The organism is Gracilibacillus ureilyticus, assembly GCF_900111195.1.
Taxonomy (GTDB): Bacteria; Bacillota; Bacilli; order Bacillales; family Amphibacillaceae; genus Gracilibacillus; species Gracilibacillus ureilyticus.
In genome coordinates this window covers 18,289-34,993 of the sequence record NZ_FOGL01000022.1, presented here as the reverse complement: position 1 = coordinate 34,993, position 16,705 = coordinate 18,289, and the positions used below count along the sequence as shown (strand labels likewise).

Here is a 16,705-nt window from a genome sequence, read left to right as displayed (position 1 = left end):
TTATACTAAATATTGGATAAATTGATCCAGAATAGTACTCGGAACAATCTCACCAGTAAAACTGTACATGTACGACCTGGGTATACCGCCTAGATACCGACAGAATGATGCATAGTCGATGAAAACAGTGCTTAAGAATGACCTCTTCTTATTCTAAGAATCTAGTATTGTTGACGTTGAAAGCATTTTTAATGGTATCCATTATATTCATCACTTTCCCGTAAGGTCAGTAAGCCATCTGGGGTCCCGTCAGCCAACAATTAATTGACTTAAAAACGTTATTTCCCATGCTTCTCTAGCATTTGCTTCAGATATTCTTCGGATTGTCCTTTTGGTATGCTTAAACTTTTCCATTGGTCATTTTTTATCATCTTGCCGAGATACACCATTTGACCAATATGATAAGAATAATGGCTCACCTGTCTCTCCATTGCTTCGATCACCGAGTGGCTCTCACCGCGAATGGATACTTTTTTTACCAGGTCTTCTTCTGACAAATTAGTTATTGCATGTAATAAACAATCCCATCCTTTTTGCCAAACTTGCATCAACTCTGACTTTGTTGGCATATCTTCTGAAAATTCCATATCCCGGTTTCTATCAGGCTTCTCTCCGTCTGTCTCAAGAAAATCGGTCCACCTTGAAATCATATTACCGCTCATATGCTTTACAATCACGGCAATACTGTTAGACTCTCCATTATAAGACCAGCAAATATCCTCATCAGATAATTGCTCCATCGTTTTTTCTCCCAGCATTTTGATACTAGTAAACCTTTCGCGAACCACTTTTAAGTACTCCTTTTCGATTGACAAACTTGTCACATCCTTTTTAAAAAATTCCATTGTGATATAGTGAGACTTTTAATCAGTGGGAGTCTGACAGACGGTTAGCATCGTAATAAATTCTGTTGATCCATTGGAGAATTGGTTCTTTTTTTCAAATCCTAGTTTCTCGTATAAATGAATGGCTCTTTTATTAAATGTCGCAACAGTCAGTCTTACAGGTATATTAGGAAAAATTCTGGCAACGAATTCAATGATAAATGAACAAAACGTATAGCCATTGCCTTTTCCTGTGTAATCAGGATTCATGCCTAGATCGACATCTACACAGTTATCATTATATGCTCCAAAATTGTGTCCAGCAGGTACTTGTGCCATTTTTCCAGTACAAAAAAAGCCAAACACAGTGCCGTCATGAAGAATGACAACCTTATAAGAACCATCGAGCAGTTCATTTAACGATTCTTCGGTGGCTTCATTATTATATAGATCATACGGCTGTTCATATCTCCAGCTCAGAATTTCTCTTGCTGATTTTTCATCCATCTCTTTAACCAACATTTGCTCATCTTCTACTGAGTATCTCATCAACAAACATCCTTTTTCCGTCAGTATAGGCCTTTTCATCTTCTGGAAATTCCATGGCTAATTTATTCTTTAATGATTCATACTCTTTGGCAGCTTCAAGATCATTCTGCAGATAATCACGGAAAAAAATGTGTTCATTCCACCATTTCCCCTGATATTCTACTACATGAAGGATGTGCGTCTTGGTGAGATTTTTCATATCTGAAAATTTAGCATAAACTACTTTTCCCTCTATCTGAACACGGTGCAAATGATAATAGCCGAATGCTTTCAATTTTTCTTTATCAAAATTTCCAGCATCCTTCATTGGAAGAACTCCTACAGCTATGTCAATTACTGGCTTTGCTGCTATGCCGCTAATGGCTGTACTTCCTATATGCTAGATATCCTGAATATGTTCCCCGAGCAAATTATTAAGCAATTCCTTTTCTTCCTGAAAAAGGTTAGCCCAGTTATCCGAATGTGCAGCAAGTTTCACCTCGCATTTGTTTGCACTCAGCATTGCATCACTCCCCTTTTATTATCGAATATAGCTTGATATCGCGATGCTTTCCTTTAATCACCATTCCCTTTCTCATAATCCCCTCGAGCGACATTCCCGCTTTTTCCATTACACGTTTGGAGCCCGTATTTTCACTAACACATCTTGCCTGAATGCGGATAAGATCCATGCTGTTGAAACCGAAACGAATGATTTCCCTGGCCGCTTCTGCAGTTAGACCTTTCCCCCAGTATTGTTTCGAAATGACATAACCAATCTCGGCGCGATTATGTTCCGGTTCCCATGTGATGAAATCAATCGTTCCTATGAACTTCCTATTTTCTTTATACTCTATGCCCCATGGAGCAACCTGCCCCGTTTCATATTGATTTAATATAAATTGCACAAAACCTTTTGTATCTTTTAATGACTGGTGCGTGTCCCATGTTACATATTTCGAGACTTCTTCATCCGAGCCGTATATGTACATATCCTCCACATCTTCCATTGTTACTTTCCTTAAAATGAGCCTGTCAGTTTCTAATGTTGGCAAATCACCATATATATCTTCTATTTTCATCGTTTCATCCTCTTTCTTTTTTTTGTTCAAATACGGCTTTTACAAGTATGTCATAAATGAATGGTTCTTTTCTCCGGGTATATTCCGGCCGGTCATCATTATATTCGACTGCAAGTTCCCTTTTAAGCGAAGCATACTTTTCCGCTGTTTGTGGATTTTTTCTCAAATAATTGCGAAATAACAGCTTCTCCACCCATTCCCTGCTGTTTATTTCACATACATGTAAATGGCACGTGCCTCTGCCCCATACGCCTTTTCTGAAAAAATATCTGTCTGTCCATTCCGGTTTAGGAACATATTCATTTTCTATCTTTTCTAATGGAGCTATCAAATCGTTAACAATCTTTAATTCTTCCACGCCAACTAAAATATCGATGATCGGCTTTGCTGCAAGCCCTTTGACCGACGTGCTGCCAATATGCTCTATTCCGGCTGCCTTATCACCAATCGCTTTTATAATCCGCTTTGCTTCATATTTATATTGATTTACCCAGTCTGGGTTGTATTCAGTAAGTGTGACAGTTGGTTTTGGCATTTTTTCACCTGCTAATTTAGACTGTATTATATAGTTCTACGTAGATCCGAGCTTTCCTTCTATAATAAGCTTATTCTATTTCAAAATTAGAAAAGCCGCATTTAGTTCAAATGCGACTTAATCTTTTTCTGCATGGATTTCATTCGTCCCTGTTAATGGTTCAATATCCTCCCGATCAATTCTATAACTTTCTCATCGTCTCCTGGATCGACGTACACCAGCTCTGTATTTTCTATGATATCTGTGTAAAAACTCTCATCTACTTTTGTATAATCGCCGTGCCATCGCCGTTTCCGCTGTATGTCACTGATCCGTCAACAAGGCGCGATCCTGCTAATTGGATTACATCTTCCGGATAGGCAGCACTTTTTTCGTCAGTTGGATTTAGCGGTTCGCCTGCTTCGATATGCCAGACATTCAATTCATCGATTTCCTGATTGGGGCCAAGCTGAAGCCAGACTCGAGCATATTCAATCTGTTCACTGGAATACTCGGATAACGGGTCATTATCTTGTCCGCCTTGATTGCTGTTTTCATAATCCTGAATCAGCATGACAGAATAATCATCAATATTGGATACCCAGTTAACAGAATCAATGTGTACGTTATTATCTATTTCCGAAAAATCATTCATGATTTGTTCAGCTGTTTCGAACATGCTCCGGGTTCTTTCATCTTCATTAGGTGTCCCGTTTTGAAAAAACTCATTTATTTCCTGAGCAAACTCTTTCGAATCTGGCTCGATCTTTACTGTATAATCTAATCTTTCTGTGCCTTCGTTCTCCCACTTCTCAATGACATAGTGGGTGTGCTCCAACGGATAATTTTCCGTCAGATATTTTTTCAGATCAAAATCAGTTGAACTGCTGTCTGGAACATTTGATTGATCTGCCTCTTGGTTATCATTTCCATTCTCTGTAATGGATGTGTCAGGAGTTTCCTCAGGTTCTGTGGACTCCCCACTCTCTGTGGGATTGGAACAAGCGCTGACAGTAATTAATGAGATTGCTGTGAGAGTCATTAAGATTATCTTTTTCATAAATTGCACTTCCTTTTTCTTGTTGGTAAAACTTATTTCATATATTTATTCACTAGTTCAAACGTTCTATCTTCTGTAAGGTCATTCATGACGGCAACATATTCCAGTTGCTCCATCGTGCCTCCTTCATATTGAAGCGATGCCTCTTTTGCCGTATTATCCCTATATTCTATCCACTCTCGTTGTTCTTCTCTTAACTGTTCCATCTTATCATGGGAAAGCTGGTCTTGAAGGACTCCGTAAACTTCATTTAACAATCCATCCCAAACATCAAACCGTTCACCTTCTATTTTTTTAAGTGCATAGGTAGAACTATCTTCAGGATTTTCTTGCATTTTATCCATTTCTTGTTTGGCAGCATTAAGCTTCTGAAGATATTCCTCCTTCAAACTCACTGCAGAAGTGTCAGTATCTTCTTTATTCGTTTCATTGGTTGGTGTTTCTTGCACCGGCGAGGAAGATGGTTGTTGATCTGTACTATCACTTGCGGCCCCATCCGGGGTGCAGGCAACCAATAAGACTAATAACGTTCCAATAAAAATTTTCACTCTAACTTTCATTTAAAAACTACCTTCCTTCTGTTAAAATCTGGTTAGGTTAGAGATCGTTTTACCATCTATTTTAACACAAACTGTCAATCACTCCCTTTGGAAACAAAACGGACATTTAAGGATTTTTGGAATGGGCAAAGCCACTTCACTTACTGGATTACATGAAAGTTTCCGTTTTTTCATGAAAGGGGAAAAACAGAGAATAGCGAATTAATAGGATGAATATTTGATTTCTATAGATTACTGAGATAAGAGGTGAATCGACTAATGGATAGTCTGATTTTCGATTTGGATGGAACTATTTGGGACCCGATTGATACAGTTTTACATGCCTGGAATAGCTGTATCAGGAGACATGATCGAATTAAAGGAGAATTAACACGGGGAGATCTGGAAAAAACTATGGGTTTACAAATGCCAGACATCTGCAGAAAATTATTTCCTGATCTAAGTGAAGATCAACGGAGGTATGTGATATCTGAGTTCATTCTTTCAGAAAAAGGATGGATAGAGAAACAAGGAGGCAATCTTTATCCAGATGTTGAAAATGTATTGATCAAACTATCAAAAAAATACAATCTTTTAATCGTTAGCAACTGTCAGGATGGATATATTGAATCTTTTTATCAATTTCATAATCTGGATAAGTATTTTATAGATTATGAAAATCCAGGAAGAACAGGACTTTCCAAAGGGGAAAATATTCAACTTATAATGAGAAGGAACAACTTATCAAGCCCTGTTTATATAGGGGATACATCAGGTGACTTAAATGCGGCACGATATGCTGGAATTCCATTTGTTTATGCAACGTATGGTTTCGGTGAAGTAACTGAATATGATTATGTTATTAAAGAATTTAAAGACCTATTAAATCTTTTTTGAGAAGTAATTTCAAGGTGGTGTGATAATGATTCGCTATTCTGGTTCTCCAATAATTGAAACCAGCCGGTTAATCCTCAGAAAGCTGGATCAGTCAGATACGCTGAGTGTATTTAATAACTGGCGTTCAGATGAAAGGATTTCTCGGAATCGCATTAGCCCGCCGCACAAGACAACTGGCGATACACGTATATGGTTAAACCATATTTTCAGCCAATATGACAGGAAAGAATTTTGTTACTGGGGGATTGAACTGAAATCAACAGGTGAACTGATTGGTGAAATTGATTTAGATCATTTTGATACGAGTACTGGTAATTGTGAAGTCAGTTATTCGATCGGATACCAATGGTGGAATCAGGGCTATGGAACGGAAGCATTGAGAGCTGTAGTAGAGTTCGGTTTCAGGTACATGAACATTCACAAAATATCTGCCAAACACAATACCGATAATCCTGCATCAGGAAAAGTTATGAGAAAAGCCGGAATGGAACAAGAGGGCACAGTCAGACACATGATCCTTAATTACAAAAATCAATACAAAGACTGTGCGATATATGGGCTTCTCCAGCAGGATTATCAGAACGATAACAATGGAGAAATCTACATTCTAAAGTTAAATAGGTTTTCAGAATAATAATGGCCGGTTACTTTATCGCAATGTGAATTTCTATCTCTCCATTTGGGAGGTATTTTTCAAAGTCAAATGTATAGGCTCTTTCTATAAGCCCGGCTTCTTCTTGTTCCCATATGTTACTCCAAGCATGAAAAACACCTTGCTCATCAGTCGTGTCTACATAAAAAATTTTGTATTTTGCGTTCATCGGTATTTCTATGGATCCTATCTCATCTTCCTTTGCTATGCTTAAAGAATAATCACCTTTATAGTCGCTCTCATATTCATGGTATACACCGTATGTATTCTCATTTTCAGGTAGATGTGGAGAGGCTTCCTTCCACAGTTCAGTAATCTTTTGCATGATATCTTTATCATTAAAATTATTCGTTCTGGTGCTGTTAATGATCGATAAATTCAACATTCTCATCCTTTCGATTATAGCTCTGTATACTATATTCGACACAATAGGTATCAGTTCCTTCTTGTTCGGCCATTTTTCCGCTTTATAAATATTCGTTTATCACCGCATTAGCTTGCAGGATGTCAAATGAAGGTAAGCTATATCGAAATAAACATCCAACATTTTTATTGTATAAAAATTAATTAAGTTGTATAATTATGCAACAAGTTGATGAAGGAGTTGTTTAATAAATGCAATTGGTACCAGAATCAGTTAGTCTAGAAGATTATTTGATAGAATTAGATGTGGTAGATTACTCCCATTCAATCATCCAGGATAAAGTAGTGGAACTTTTCACTGATGAACAGACTGAAGTAGAAAAAGTTAAAAAGGCTTTTGAGTTTGTAAGGGATCATATTTCTCATTCTTGGGATATTCAAAGCACCAAAGTTACTTGTAAAGCCTCAGAAGTACTGAAAAATAAAGAAGGCATTTGTTATGCTAAATCTAATTTGTTGGCAGCATTATTAAGATCAGCAGGGATTCCGACTGGATTTTGTTACCAAAGATTAATGCTATTTGACACTCCAGAGAAGGGTTATTCGTTACATACGTTAAATGGAGTGTTTCTTCATTCTCTCAATCGGTGGATAAGAATAGATGCCCGTGGAAACAAACCAGGAGTGAAGGCAGAGTTTTCAATAAATGAAGAAAAATTAGCATTCTCTGTTCAAGAAGAATTCGAAGAGAAAGATTATCCTGTAATCTATACTAAACCAAATGAGAAAACAATTGCCACATTACGAGAAAGCACAAATGCGGTTCAAATGTATGAGCATTATCTTCCTGATAGTTTATAAAGTTGTTATCTTACGCTTAATGGAGCATTTCTTCAGAAGAGGAGAGATGCTCCAATCATGTGTCCACATATTTTAATGAATGATGACATAAACGATGGATCCAGTAAAAAATAATCCGCTAGTTGACGCACTTATGAGATATGTACCAGTTTCTTTCGCATTCTTCCATTCCATGATGGTGCGGTATGCCACCAAAATCCCCGGCCCAATAAAAATAAGTGGTCTCAGATGAGGATATTCTGACATCGCTAAGACTATAATCAATATATTTACCAAAGAAAGTATTCTCTCACCATATTTATGCAGCTTGTTTACATACTTTTTCTCTGGATCCAATACCTCTATATTCCTCATTTTTATAATAGTTTTCTTTAAAATAAGATCCAGAATCAGGATAACGATTAAAATGATGATAATGGAAACCATAATAGTATCCTCCTTGCAAAATTTGGTTATATTGATGTAAGCCTTAAATAATACCCGTCAGGATCAATGACTCTGAAATCACTCATCCCCCAAGGTCTTTCAGTTAATTTTGCTTGGACAGGATATCCCTTGGCAACTACATCGTGATAAGCTCCCTCTATATTCTCCACTTCCAGAACGATTTCCACCCCTAAGCCAGGGGCCTGGTCACTGCCTGAAACTTTGACGGGATGGTCTGCAGATAAATTTTCCATTTGTCCTAACCCTATAACTACGTCACCCTTTTTAACAGGGATATAATTATTCTTCTGTTCTTCTGATACATGAAAGCCCAGAACATCACAGTAAAATTCGGCTGATTTCTCTAAGTCTTCAACAAATAATTCCAGTCTTAGTTTCAATATTTAGCGCCCCTTTTTTAGTTTTATCAGAGCTTGGCTCGCATTAATTTTTTTTGTGCTGATCTCTTTTTTAACAAATAACAAAATCAGTGTTGCGAATGGACCTAATATTATTGAAAGTAAAAACCAGTTCAGCCCCGTCCGATTTTTCCCTTGGGCGAGTCCGGCATTAATTAACGCCAAAGTTCCCCAGCCTACAAAGTATTCGTTTTCCATTATCTGCTCCACCCTTTAGACATCAATATCATTTTTGGACTAACGTAAAATCCATTCTTTTTGTAAAATGCTTCTGCCTGGCCATCTCTTGCTGTTAATAAATAGACACGGCTGACCTTGTTTTTCCTGCACAGAACTTCTAATTCATTTAGTAATTGTGAGCCAATTCCATTACCCTGTACGTCTGACCTTACACAGATCTCGATAAGATTAAAGTGACTGCTATCCAACCATTTCTCTGTATAACCTGCTAAAAACCCTATTATTTCCTGTTGATCATCCCATATCCCGATACCGAGGAATTTTCTATTACTAAAAATTTCTAACAATCTCTCCCTGGCATCTTCTACCTCCCAACCATCATTCCAAGGTTCACCATTAAATACTTCCGTGTACAGTCTGGTGCATTCCTCAATGTTTTCTAACGATAACATGTTAACTTTCATAAATATCCGCCTTTCCTTTTAAAATTAATCAATTCTGCCATAGCGATAGTTGAAATATATGGAAACAAGCAACAATCCAATTAAAGCTGAATCGATAATCCTAACCACCAAAATACCATAGGATGCTATCGATACTTTATCAATCAGGTACCAGACACCAAATATGAGTATGGATATTATTGAGATTTGACTCCAATATGCCAGTTTCTGTTTGGGGCTGACCACCCGTTCTCCGTTCATCCTATTCTTCGCTGCACGAATGTACATATATCCGATTATCGCAGTAATACCAACAATCGTGCCACCATGCTGCAGGAATTTAAAGACAGGAATATTATAATTGAAAATATCAACGGTATAATTAAGTATCGATAAATTCCTCACCATGAAACCGTCTAAATGAGTGAAAGAATCCCAGACTACATGTGTTATCATTCCAAATATGGCAGAATACAAGAAAACAATGAGCTTCAGCAAAATAGATGAACTTGCTATTTGAGGAGAAGCAACTGCCAAAACTGCTGGCAAGTGACTAAATAACGTTCGATGGATGGCAATTCTATAAATCAAGTAAACGATCGCAATGATAGGTAAATTGAAAACGAAAAAACCAGCGAGTGTATGTCCAATCTCTCCTGCCGGTCTCCCTCGAAGAAAATATTCAAAGTCTGGTGCCATACTGCCCAATACTAAAGCTAGAAAATCTATGTATTTACTGTTCTTTGAAAAAGGTAATACTGCTGCTGGATGTGCAAAAGTCAATGGCATTTTTTCACTCCTAGGATATGGTTTATTTAAGTGAGAGACTTCGCTTGTTTACGATAAGCTTGAATGGAAATTTTCAAGAAGGAAAATATTCCATTGGCTCAGTGCAATGTTGGTAACCATTTTTCTTGTAATAATTTGTTCCTTCTTCACTTGGCCATACAATAACAAACTCAATATTATTTTCCTTAGCCCATCTGTTGATTGTGGAAAGAACTCTACTTCCAATACCTTTATTCCTGTAAGCTGGAGTGGTATACACATTTGTCATATATGCAAAAGGATAAGTTACTCTGCCAGGGCGTGGTACTTTTTGAACTAAATTGATGTAAATATGCGAGACAATTTCTTTATTGTCCTCTGCTACCCAAATGTACCACTGATTATTTTTAATCACGCTTTTCAAAAATGAGTGGCATTCTGTCTCAAAGTCCGTATATGAAGCACCCTTTTTACTAACATCATACTCCATGGTAAAGTCCCATCTCATCTTAGTTAACTGTTCCATATCTTTCTCTTCAGCAAGCCTGATGATCATTCATTTCGCCCCCTTCTTTCATTACATCATTTTCATCCAAGTCCATACAAAAATATCTAAACAATCTATATATACCTTTCATCATCGCAAGAGTTTTTCTTCTGCCCAGTATAAAGTGCCTTGCTTCACCCTGGGAGTCATGCTTCAGCGCAAACTGAAATGAAAAGTTCTCCAAAATGGTTGTTTTCTATATTTTAACATATTTAACAAAAACCGACCGAAATAACTGAGGTCGCTTTACCTTGGGAATGCTTCATGCTTCGAAACTCTTACCATTTCACTGGGAAAATATTTCTTAAAATACTTTTCTACCTTTACATGTAAATCTCTCTGATACCATTTTTCCAGTCCGTTTTCCTTGAATAACCGAGGCATTCCTAATCTTTCGGAGCGTTTTCCCATTGAACCATCCCCTATGCTCAATGTATCAATCCAAATATGGTCAACCTTCCCCTCCAATACTTTTGGAAAATCGCGAGTGAATGGCAAAGCAGGAGAAATGGATGCTTGGGTCGGGATGCCCGCATCGTGAAGTTCCTGCAAAACGGTCAAACGTAATTTAATTCCAGGGGCATATGGCGCAAACAGCCTTTTGATATCCTCTCTATCTGTTTCAATTGTCATGGAAACAAGGATTTTGCATTTCTCTTTTAATTGAAGCAGCAAATCTAAATCCCTTTTGATCAGCGGGCCTCTTGTTTGGATCTGGAGAAATTCAGGAGGTGACTCGATCATCGCCTGCAATAATCCACGTGTGATATTTGCTTCACGTTCAATAGGCTGGTAAGGATCGGTTGCTGAGGACATAAAGATATTCACAGGCTTCGTTTTCTTGCGAAGTCTCTGGATTTCGTTTCGGTAATTGTCTGCAGCGTTTGTTTTCAATTCGACCCACTCTCCCCATGGAACGTCTTTGAATTTTTGAATCGGCATTTCTCTGACATAGCAATACAAGCAGGAAAAACCGCAGCCACTATACGGGTTTAGCGAATGGGTAAATCCCACATCTAAATACCCTTTTGCTTCTGTTAGTATCTTTTTTGCCATTATTTCTTTTATTTTAATGTTCATATTTGTTTCCCTCGCTAGATATGACTTGAGTTCATTTTTATGTTATGATTTGAATATAAATGTATAAACTAATAACCCGCAGCTGGAACTGCGGGTTATGGATAAGCGGTTCCCCCAAAGGGATCGACTCTATTAAGGGTGATAGACCTCTCCTAATTAATGTTCAGGGCAAATAGGGAGGTCTATTTTTTATTGATCAAAGAAATGGATCAATGCGAGCAATGCAATCAAGAAAGGTTTACAGGCTAATTTCGCCAAGTCCTGTGGCAACGCCTGCATGACCTTCCTCCAGAAGGCCTCCATAAAGCTTTCATACATACTCATAAGTGTCATCCCCTTTCTAACGGGGATTAGCCGACCTTGCCTTAAAAGAACATTATCCTTTTCTATTATATCACTATTTACACGAACGTGCATTCTCTATTTTATCGTTTACTTCTATAGATAGAAACCACAAAATATCCTGAGAGCAGGATGAAGGTTACGTACCTTGAAATGTGGTAATATGCTAAAACATAGCCATTGAAATAACATACTTCACCTTCTAAAAAAAGCACTTCTTCCATATTAGAAGAAATGCTCTGATTTTTTTGAAAAAGTTCGAGTTAAAGCCACCCGTTAACATCTCACATACTTGCGCTTGAAACCGAGTCTGCCTTTATCCATATCTTTTTGGATATTTTCACACGCATGAAGTATGCTGCTTTTTTTCTTTTCCCGCTTGATTTCTATGGGGCCAACTTCCCTTGCGGTTTCAAGTGCTTTTTCATTTAGTGGAACATATGAAATTGCTACAGTATACAGAAAATTATTCATTGATATCTGTGCTCGCTCTGGTGCATGATGGATCGTATTTTTTACCATATCGAGCATATCAGAGAGCTTACCTTCAGAAAACTCACTGTCTTTTCGATTCCCCAAAAGCCAGCAATAACAGCTCCAGCCTGCTGACATTCTCAGCTCCTCACCACTTGCGATCCATTTATCGGCAACGTCTTGTGCAATATCGGATTCTGATAAGGTTACTGCAACGACATAATCGGACAGCATGTAAAAATAGGCTTCATCCATCCAGCGATCATAATCTGCCTCTGTCATAGCTTTTGGGTCAGCAATAATGCCGGCAAAGTACATCGCATCATAATTCCCAGTAGCATAAAGTTCCTCTGCTAAGTCCCGATCTATTTTAATTTTCTTGGCGATCGGTTTCATCTTACCTGTAGCCACGCCAAAAAGCGGCTCACGTGCCCCATTGGAAAGGTAGATTTTTTTCGTGCGTTCTTTTCCTAATGCTTCAAGTTCCTGCATCACTGTGTCGAAGTCCATTGTTGGTTTCATCCTTCCTGCCTGAATAATTACTTCCATTTTAGCATAAACCCTTTTCTCTCCGCATTCACAGCACTTTCGTTTTCTTTACTTCCTGTTGAGGAGTTCGGCTGAAATAGATAAACAGTCTGTTAAATATGATCAATACTGCACCAAAAACGGCCAGAACGAGTAAAAAAGCGACAATGAACAGCCCGACATTGGCATAACTGCCGACACCTGCAGGAATTTCGCCGTTCGGATTAAAAAAGAAATACGGATAAAAACCATCCACCAATCCTCTTAACAGTGAAACAGCAGTATAAATGGCAGGGAAAATCATCCAGTATAAGATAGATCGGAAACGGTATTTTTGCTTACTTTCAAATAGCAGCCAATTCAGAAATACGAGTATCGGTATAAGATAATGCAATGTAAAATTAGTGATAATCCTGAATCCCTCATACTCCCCGCCACTGGCAAGCAGGAAGTGGTAGGTAAGAATACATACAGCCATAAAAAGAACCGAAGCATTTTTAAAATATGCGAGTAAAGAATCGTCGTCCTTCCGCTTCAAAAGAGTGAAGCTGCTGAATAAAAATGTTAAGGAAACGATCAAATTCGATTGAATCGTAAACTTTGTTATTGAGACCAAAGGTACAGGCGAGTATATGACATGCAGGATAACACTGATGAAACAGATTAAAAAAATGATGAGATGTAATACTAATTTTGGTTGGCTGATAGATTTCTGTCTATTAAAATTTCCCATGAAAAAATTCTCCTTTTCTAGTAATGCGACTTATGCTTGCTAACAGCTGCCTGATCTTAGAACCGAAAGTAATTAATTTAAAGATGAATGAGTACAGATGATCTCCAAATAGAATTCAACTGGTATGACCTCTTCCCCCGTTTATTTTTGGTCATTGTCTTCATAATGAAGAAGCGGGTTATACATCATCAGCGCATGGTTTTCCGTAATGTATTGATCATCTGTTTGCTCACGCTTCCCGTTAAAAACCTTTCTGTAGATCGTATTATGCCTGACATAACCGCCCCAATGTTCATGTGTAATTCTGTGGCTTTTTTGATATACTTCGTAGGTCATCGGTTCTGCATTTATAGCACGCCACTCGCCCACCAAATGAGTTTCCGTTACATCCAAGCAAAGCTGAAAACTATTATCAGTCCGGTTCTGGATTTGTAAATCTAAATAATTGTAGGCACAAGTGGCCCCACTGCCAAATGGCTGGGTCCGATTGGAGTCTGGGAAAACGTCGTAGCTGTGGCGGTGACGCTCGATTACTGTCAGCGGTGTATGGAGAGTGATCCAGTAGATGAGATTCGACAGCTGGCACAGCCCGCCACCTGTTCCTGCTTTAAAAGTTCCGTAATAGAGAACCATCCCTTTTTTGTATCCCTTAAGTTTTGTGGTGTTTCCGATCAGTTTCCAGTAGGAAAAGGTTTCTCCAGGATGGATAATGATTCCATTCATCTTTTTCACAGCAATTTTTAAATTAACAATTTTGTTCTCCTGATACCATAAGTCTACATCCTTTAGTTGTCTTCTAATGATGGATTGATGTTTTTTGATGAGGAATGGATATGGTTTTTCATCGATGGTGGTGGCATACTTTTTTTTAGTGGTGAACCATTCGATTCTCCGTTTGATCCGGTAGTATTTTGTGCCAAGATATATTCTAAATCTGCTTCTTCTACGAGGTTTAATTTTCTCAGAATCTTGCCAGTTCCAATCCATAACAGCCTCCTTAATTTAGATCTACTTCCCTGATGACAGGTTTCACTTCCTTTAAAGTGGAGCTTTCTTATCTATTTCGCAAAAAATCAGGCTGACGAATCATCACTTTTTCTGTTTCCCGGTTGAAATGGTATTGTTCATAAAGAGTGTGAGCATCCTTTGTACACAGATGACCAAATAAATCCTTTAAATCTTCTGAATTAATTATCGCCTCGATTAACTTTTTTCCAATTCCGTTTCCTCGATATTCTTCGTCAATAAATACGTCAGCAAGATAATACATCGTTGCATAATCAGTAATCACACGGGCAAAACCGACTTGTTTTTCCCCATGATACACCCCATAGCATAATGAATTTTCGATAGACTTCCTGATTTTTTCCTTAGGCCTTTTATTCGCCCAATAACTCTTCTGCAAAAATTCATAAATGGTATCCAAATTTATTAAAGACGGATCATCACTAATTTTAAATTCATTATATTCCATATTCTTGGTTTCACTCCCTGGATTTTTTCATCTAGCAAAAGATTCGTTCTGCAGATGATAATGATACTAAATTCGAGCAATCATCATCTAAACTATGACACAGAAAATATTTGATTTACCATAAGATATGGTGATAGAATGGATAAAAATGTTAAATAATCTTCAGAATTGCTAGCTTTATTCAGTGTATTGTTGATAATCGCACACAATATTTTAAAAAGGATCATCCGTTACATACATGAGTGTTCTGATTACAAATATGATAGGAGGAAGATCGGTTGGATATTTTCATACCTGTTGGAATTGGTTTTGTTTCTAATCTAGTTATTTTCGGTATTTTTATGCTAATCATGAAGGATTTAAAAAAAGCTGCGAATATCTCATTAGTATCTTTTGGTATTGTTTTTTTAGCTTCCTTTGTTATTGGCGGCTGGGGTGGAATGGGAACAGCTGTAATCAGCTCCGGAATGCTCCTGTTGTCGATATCGGTATATTTATATATTTTCATTATTTCTTTTATTTTAAATAAGTAGCATTATGAACTGAAAGATAGTCAACATTGTTGATTTCAATTATCCTTTTCAGATATTTTAAGTGTTGCAATTAAGCGTCTTATAAGTAAAATGGAGGGGAGCATTAAAATTGAAATCAAAGCGAAAGTATGAATATTAAAAGCAAAAAGATTATTAACAAGCATGTAATAAATAAAAAAAGAATTCATTGAAAAAAATATAAATACAAACAGACTGCATTGCAAATAACGCAGAAACTTATTTTTTAACAATTTTTCAGAATTTAAAAATGCTGTTATCGCAATTGCTACAGTGATAATAATACTAATTACAGAATACTCCTGACCAATAAACATAGATATCCCTTCTCTTAATCTCTTATTGATGGATGCAAAAACAGAGAGACGGCAGCCGATAGATTAATAATCTTTTTCAACTTCCAATTCTTATTTGCAACTTCTGCTCTCTTTTTGCAACTTTTCCCTCTTATTTGCAACTTCTGCTCTCTTTTTGCACCTTTCCCTTCTTACTTGCAATTTCCGCTCCCTTCTTGCAACTTTCGCCTCTTACTTGCAACTTCTGCTCTCATCTTGCAACTTTTCCCTCTTACTTGCAATTTCTGCTCTCATCTTGCAACTTTCCCTCTCTTCTTGCAACTTTCGCTTCTTACTTGCAACTTCTGCTCTCTTCTTGCAACTTTCGCTTCTTACTTGCAACTTCTGCTCTCTTCTTGCAACTTCTGCTCTCTTCTTGCAACTTTTCCTTCTTACTTGCAACTTCTGCTCTCTTCTTGCAACTTTTCCCTCTTACTTGCAATTTCCGCTCCCTTCTTGCAACTTTCGCCTCTTACTTGCAACTTCTGCTCTCATCTTGCAACTTTCCATCCTCTCATTCATCCAGCTTGCTGATCCTCATTGATCAGCATACCCTTCCATCTTCTCCATCTCTTTCTTATCATCTTCCTTATCTAGCACACACTCCAGCACTCCGAGCAGTAGTGCGATTATCAGCTCGGTTTGGAACGAGATGGTGATACTGTTCATAAACTCATCGACGGTGAACAGGACGAGCCAGTTAGATGTGCTTTCGAAACCTATGCGGATAAAGAATCGCTGTGCTTTTCCTGTTATTTTTCTTACAGTTAATTTATAGAAAACTTTGAAAAATAATTCCGCGATGATGCCTAACAGGAAGTAACTTACAACAAAAATGACCAGGGCCCAAATCGAAGTATATTGGACTCCGAGCAGTTGAAACACTCCGGCGATTCCGAAAAAGTACAGTCCGATGACAAAACCGACTGCAAAGATAATCAAAAGCGCAATCGCCAGCACTGTTACTATTTTTTCTTTGCCATTCATATCACGAAAAGAATCTGAATCATTATTTGACATCTCTATGAATCTCCTTCAATTATTTTTCAATTTGATTTATTTCCATTCACCCATTAATTATAGCA

The 16,705-nt window shown here is 37.6% G+C and carries 25 protein-coding genes and 1 pseudogene; 4 read left to right on the top strand and 22 right to left on the bottom strand.

The features are described from left to right. Window positions 1–278: 278 nt before the first annotated feature. The 8 genes and pseudogenes from BMW36_RS17550 to BMW36_RS17520 all read right to left on the bottom strand — a co-directional run bounded on the left by BMW36_RS17550 (window position 279) and on the right by BMW36_RS17520 (window position 4,568). On the bottom strand, window positions 279–815 hold the full coding sequence (locus tag BMW36_RS17550; RefSeq protein WP_089743538.1) for a DUF1572 family protein: 537 nt from the start codon (window positions 813–815) through the stop codon (window positions 279–281). A gap of 48 nt (window positions 816–863) precedes the next feature. Beyond that, complete coding sequence (locus BMW36_RS17545; RefSeq protein ID WP_245711737.1) at window positions 864–1,373, bottom strand: GNAT family N-acetyltransferase; 510 nt, start codon at window positions 1,371–1,373, stop codon at window positions 864–866. Further along, on the bottom strand, window positions 1,351–1,701 hold the full coding sequence (locus tag BMW36_RS17540; protein ID WP_245711742.1) for a GrpB family protein: 351 nt from the start codon (window positions 1,699–1,701) through the stop codon (window positions 1,351–1,353). Before BMW36_RS17540 ends, BMW36_RS17545 begins: the two co-directional genes overlap by 23 nt. A gap of 51 nt (window positions 1,702–1,752) precedes the next feature. Then, window positions 1,753–1,875, bottom strand: a complete 123-nt coding sequence (locus BMW36_RS20770) for a hypothetical protein (protein ID WP_281243071.1) — start codon at window positions 1,873–1,875, stop codon at window positions 1,753–1,755. A 4-nt stretch (window positions 1,876–1,879) separates the two neighbouring features. Continuing rightward, a complete protein-coding gene (locus BMW36_RS17535; protein ID WP_089743535.1) occupies window positions 1,880–2,434 on the bottom strand; it encodes a GNAT family N-acetyltransferase in 555 nt (184 codons plus the stop codon). A gap of 4 nt (window positions 2,435–2,438) precedes the next feature. Continuing rightward, complete coding sequence (locus tag BMW36_RS17530; RefSeq protein WP_089743533.1) at window positions 2,439–2,969, bottom strand: GrpB family protein; 531 nt, start codon at window positions 2,967–2,969, stop codon at window positions 2,439–2,441. A gap of 277 nt (window positions 2,970–3,246) precedes the next feature. Then, a pseudogene (locus tag BMW36_RS20875) lies at window positions 3,247–3,468 on the bottom strand (hypothetical protein); the annotation flags it as partial. 572 nt (window positions 3,469–4,040) lie between these two features. Then, window positions 4,041–4,568, bottom strand: a complete 528-nt coding sequence (locus BMW36_RS17520) for a lysozyme inhibitor LprI family protein (RefSeq protein WP_089743530.1) — start codon at window positions 4,566–4,568, stop codon at window positions 4,041–4,043. A gap of 258 nt (window positions 4,569–4,826) precedes the next feature. Between BMW36_RS17520 and BMW36_RS17515 the strand changes: the two genes are divergently transcribed. Together BMW36_RS17515 and BMW36_RS17510 are read left to right on the top strand one after the other, a co-directional pair. Beyond that, the gene (locus BMW36_RS17515) at window positions 4,827–5,444 is read left to right on the top strand and encodes an HAD family hydrolase (RefSeq protein ID WP_089743528.1); all 618 of its coding nucleotides are present in this window, start codon (window positions 4,827–4,829) and stop codon (window positions 5,442–5,444) included. A 25-nt stretch (window positions 5,445–5,469) separates the two neighbouring features. Next, window positions 5,470–6,078 (top strand): GNAT family N-acetyltransferase, encoded by a 609-nt coding sequence (locus BMW36_RS17510; protein WP_089743526.1) that lies wholly within the window; start codon window positions 5,470–5,472, stop codon window positions 6,076–6,078. A gap of 10 nt (window positions 6,079–6,088) precedes the next feature. Here BMW36_RS17510 and BMW36_RS17505 read toward each other — a convergent pair whose 3' ends face one another. Continuing rightward, window positions 6,089–6,478: a GyrI-like domain-containing protein gene (locus BMW36_RS17505; protein WP_089743524.1), complete on the bottom strand. Its 390-nt coding sequence runs from the start codon at window positions 6,476–6,478 to the stop codon at window positions 6,089–6,091. 233 nt (window positions 6,479–6,711) lie between these two features. Between BMW36_RS17505 and BMW36_RS17500 the strand changes: the two genes are divergently transcribed. After that, on the top strand, window positions 6,712–7,320 hold the full coding sequence (locus BMW36_RS17500) for a transglutaminase-like domain-containing protein (RefSeq protein WP_089743522.1): 609 nt from the start codon (window positions 6,712–6,714) through the stop codon (window positions 7,318–7,320). 72 nt (window positions 7,321–7,392) lie between these two features. Here BMW36_RS17500 and BMW36_RS17495 read toward each other — a convergent pair whose 3' ends face one another. From BMW36_RS17495 to BMW36_RS17440, 11 genes are all read right to left on the bottom strand, one after another. After that, the gene (locus BMW36_RS17495) at window positions 7,393–7,746 is read right to left on the bottom strand and encodes a DUF4181 domain-containing protein (protein ID WP_089743520.1); all 354 of its coding nucleotides are present in this window, start codon (window positions 7,744–7,746) and stop codon (window positions 7,393–7,395) included. A gap of 26 nt (window positions 7,747–7,772) precedes the next feature. Further along, window positions 7,773–8,147 (bottom strand): VOC family protein, encoded by a 375-nt coding sequence (locus tag BMW36_RS17490; protein ID WP_089743517.1) that lies wholly within the window; start codon window positions 8,145–8,147, stop codon window positions 7,773–7,775. Window positions 8,148–8,150: 3 nt separating this feature from the next. Continuing rightward, a complete protein-coding gene (locus BMW36_RS17485) occupies window positions 8,151–8,363 on the bottom strand; it encodes a hypothetical protein (RefSeq protein WP_089743515.1) in 213 nt (70 codons plus the stop codon). After that, window positions 8,363–8,809: a GNAT family N-acetyltransferase gene (locus BMW36_RS17480; RefSeq protein WP_089743513.1), complete on the bottom strand. Its 447-nt coding sequence runs from the start codon at window positions 8,807–8,809 to the stop codon at window positions 8,363–8,365. The genes BMW36_RS17485 and BMW36_RS17480 overlap by 1 nt, the downstream gene beginning before the upstream one ends. Window positions 8,810–8,833: 24 nt before the next feature. Beyond that, on the bottom strand, window positions 8,834–9,577 hold the full coding sequence (locus BMW36_RS17475) for a DUF4184 family protein (protein ID WP_089743512.1): 744 nt from the start codon (window positions 9,575–9,577) through the stop codon (window positions 8,834–8,836). 73 nt (window positions 9,578–9,650) lie between these two features. Beyond that, on the bottom strand, window positions 9,651–10,112 hold the full coding sequence (locus tag BMW36_RS17470; protein WP_089743510.1) for a GNAT family N-acetyltransferase: 462 nt from the start codon (window positions 10,110–10,112) through the stop codon (window positions 9,651–9,653). Between the two features lie 237 nt (window positions 10,113–10,349). Continuing rightward, on the bottom strand, window positions 10,350–11,183 hold the full coding sequence (locus BMW36_RS17460) for an SPL family radical SAM protein (RefSeq protein ID WP_089743506.1): 834 nt from the start codon (window positions 11,181–11,183) through the stop codon (window positions 10,350–10,352). 618 nt (window positions 11,184–11,801) lie between these two features. Next, the gene (locus BMW36_RS17455) at window positions 11,802–12,509 is read right to left on the bottom strand and encodes a DNA alkylation repair protein (protein WP_089743627.1); all 708 of its coding nucleotides are present in this window, start codon (window positions 12,507–12,509) and stop codon (window positions 11,802–11,804) included. Window positions 12,510–12,576: 67 nt separating this feature from the next. Then, a complete protein-coding gene (locus BMW36_RS17450; RefSeq protein ID WP_089743504.1) occupies window positions 12,577–13,260 on the bottom strand; it encodes a Pr6Pr family membrane protein in 684 nt (227 codons plus the stop codon). A gap of 141 nt (window positions 13,261–13,401) precedes the next feature. After that, a complete protein-coding gene (locus tag BMW36_RS17445; RefSeq protein ID WP_089743502.1) occupies window positions 13,402–14,247 on the bottom strand; it encodes a VanW family protein in 846 nt (281 codons plus the stop codon). A 67-nt stretch (window positions 14,248–14,314) separates the two neighbouring features. Further along, complete coding sequence (locus BMW36_RS17440) at window positions 14,315–14,734, bottom strand: GNAT family N-acetyltransferase (RefSeq protein WP_089743500.1); 420 nt, start codon at window positions 14,732–14,734, stop codon at window positions 14,315–14,317. A 278-nt stretch (window positions 14,735–15,012) separates the two neighbouring features. Here BMW36_RS17440 and BMW36_RS17435 point away from each other — a divergent pair, with 278 nt between their 5' ends. Beyond that, window positions 15,013–15,267 carry a hypothetical protein gene (locus tag BMW36_RS17435; RefSeq protein WP_089743498.1) on the top strand — a complete coding sequence of 85 codons (255 nt, stop codon included), beginning with the start codon at window positions 15,013–15,015 and terminating at the stop codon, window positions 15,265–15,267. 35 nt (window positions 15,268–15,302) lie between these two features. On the opposite strand, the gene BMW36_RS17430 is transcribed toward BMW36_RS17435, so the two are convergent. Beyond that, window positions 15,303–15,602 carry a hypothetical protein gene (locus tag BMW36_RS17430; RefSeq protein ID WP_089743497.1) on the bottom strand — a complete coding sequence of 100 codons (300 nt, stop codon included), beginning with the start codon at window positions 15,600–15,602 and terminating at the stop codon, window positions 15,303–15,305. Window positions 15,603–16,157: 555 nt separating this feature from the next. Next, window positions 16,158–16,640, bottom strand: coding sequence for a regulatory YrvL family protein (locus tag BMW36_RS17420; protein WP_089743492.1), 483 nt, complete (start codon window positions 16,638–16,640; stop codon window positions 16,158–16,160). Between the last annotated feature and the right edge of the window lie 65 nt (window positions 16,641–16,705).

What these genes read in the sequence shown, in the direction of transcription:
- BMW36_RS17530 (WP_089743533.1), bottom strand. Translation starts at nt 2,969, where the DNA reads ATGCCAAAACCAACTGTCACACTTACTGAATACAACCCAGACTGGGTA.
- BMW36_RS17440 (WP_089743500.1), bottom strand. Translation starts at nt 14,734, where the DNA reads ATGGAATATAATGAATTTAAAATTAGTGATGATCCGTCTTTAATAAAT.
- BMW36_RS17475 (WP_089743512.1), bottom strand. Translation starts at nt 9,577, where the DNA reads ATGCCATTGACTTTTGCACATCCAGCAGCAGTATTACCTTTTTCAAAG.
- BMW36_RS17445 (WP_089743502.1), bottom strand. Translation starts at nt 14,247, where the DNA reads ATGGATTGGAACTGGCAAGATTCTGAGAAAATTAAACCTCGTAGAAGA.
- BMW36_RS17535 (WP_089743535.1), bottom strand. Translation starts at nt 2,434, where the DNA reads ATGAAAATAGAAGATATATATGGTGATTTGCCAACATTAGAAACTGAC.
- BMW36_RS17430 (WP_089743497.1), bottom strand. Translation starts at nt 15,602, where the DNA reads ATGTTTATTGGTCAGGAGTATTCTGTAATTAGTATTATTATCACTGTA.
- BMW36_RS17545 (WP_245711737.1), bottom strand. Translation starts at nt 1,373, where the DNA reads ATGAGATACTCAGTAGAAGATGAGCAAATGTTGGTTAAAGAGATGGAT.
- BMW36_RS17510 (WP_089743526.1), top strand. Translation starts at nt 5,470, where the DNA reads ATGATTCGCTATTCTGGTTCTCCAATAATTGAAACCAGCCGGTTAATC.
- BMW36_RS17495 (WP_089743520.1), bottom strand. Translation starts at nt 7,746, where the DNA reads ATGGTTTCCATTATCATCATTTTAATCGTTATCCTGATTCTGGATCTT.
- BMW36_RS17420 (WP_089743492.1), bottom strand. Translation starts at nt 16,640, where the DNA reads ATGTCAAATAATGATTCAGATTCTTTTCGTGATATGAATGGCAAAGAA.
- BMW36_RS17450 (WP_089743504.1), bottom strand. Translation starts at nt 13,260, where the DNA reads ATGGGAAATTTTAATAGACAGAAATCTATCAGCCAACCAAAATTAGTA.
- BMW36_RS17520 (WP_089743530.1), bottom strand. Translation starts at nt 4,568, where the DNA reads ATGAAAGTTAGAGTGAAAATTTTTATTGGAACGTTATTAGTCTTATTG.
- BMW36_RS17485 (WP_089743515.1), bottom strand. Translation starts at nt 8,363, where the DNA reads ATGGAAAACGAATACTTTGTAGGCTGGGGAACTTTGGCGTTAATTAAT.
- BMW36_RS17500 (WP_089743522.1), top strand. Translation starts at nt 6,712, where the DNA reads ATGCAATTGGTACCAGAATCAGTTAGTCTAGAAGATTATTTGATAGAA.
- BMW36_RS17515 (WP_089743528.1), top strand. Translation starts at nt 4,827, where the DNA reads ATGGATAGTCTGATTTTCGATTTGGATGGAACTATTTGGGACCCGATT.
- BMW36_RS20770 (WP_281243071.1), bottom strand. Translation starts at nt 1,875, where the DNA reads ATGCTGAGTGCAAACAAATGCGAGGTGAAACTTGCTGCACATTCGGAT.
- BMW36_RS17455 (WP_089743627.1), bottom strand. Translation starts at nt 12,509, where the DNA reads ATGGACTTCGACACAGTGATGCAGGAACTTGAAGCATTAGGAAAAGAA.
- BMW36_RS17470 (WP_089743510.1), bottom strand. Translation starts at nt 10,112, where the DNA reads ATGATCATCAGGCTTGCTGAAGAGAAAGATATGGAACAGTTAACTAAG.
- BMW36_RS17480 (WP_089743513.1), bottom strand. Translation starts at nt 8,809, where the DNA reads ATGAAAGTTAACATGTTATCGTTAGAAAACATTGAGGAATGCACCAGA.
- BMW36_RS17460 (WP_089743506.1), bottom strand. Translation starts at nt 11,183, where the DNA reads ATGAACATTAAAATAAAAGAAATAATGGCAAAAAAGATACTAACAGAA.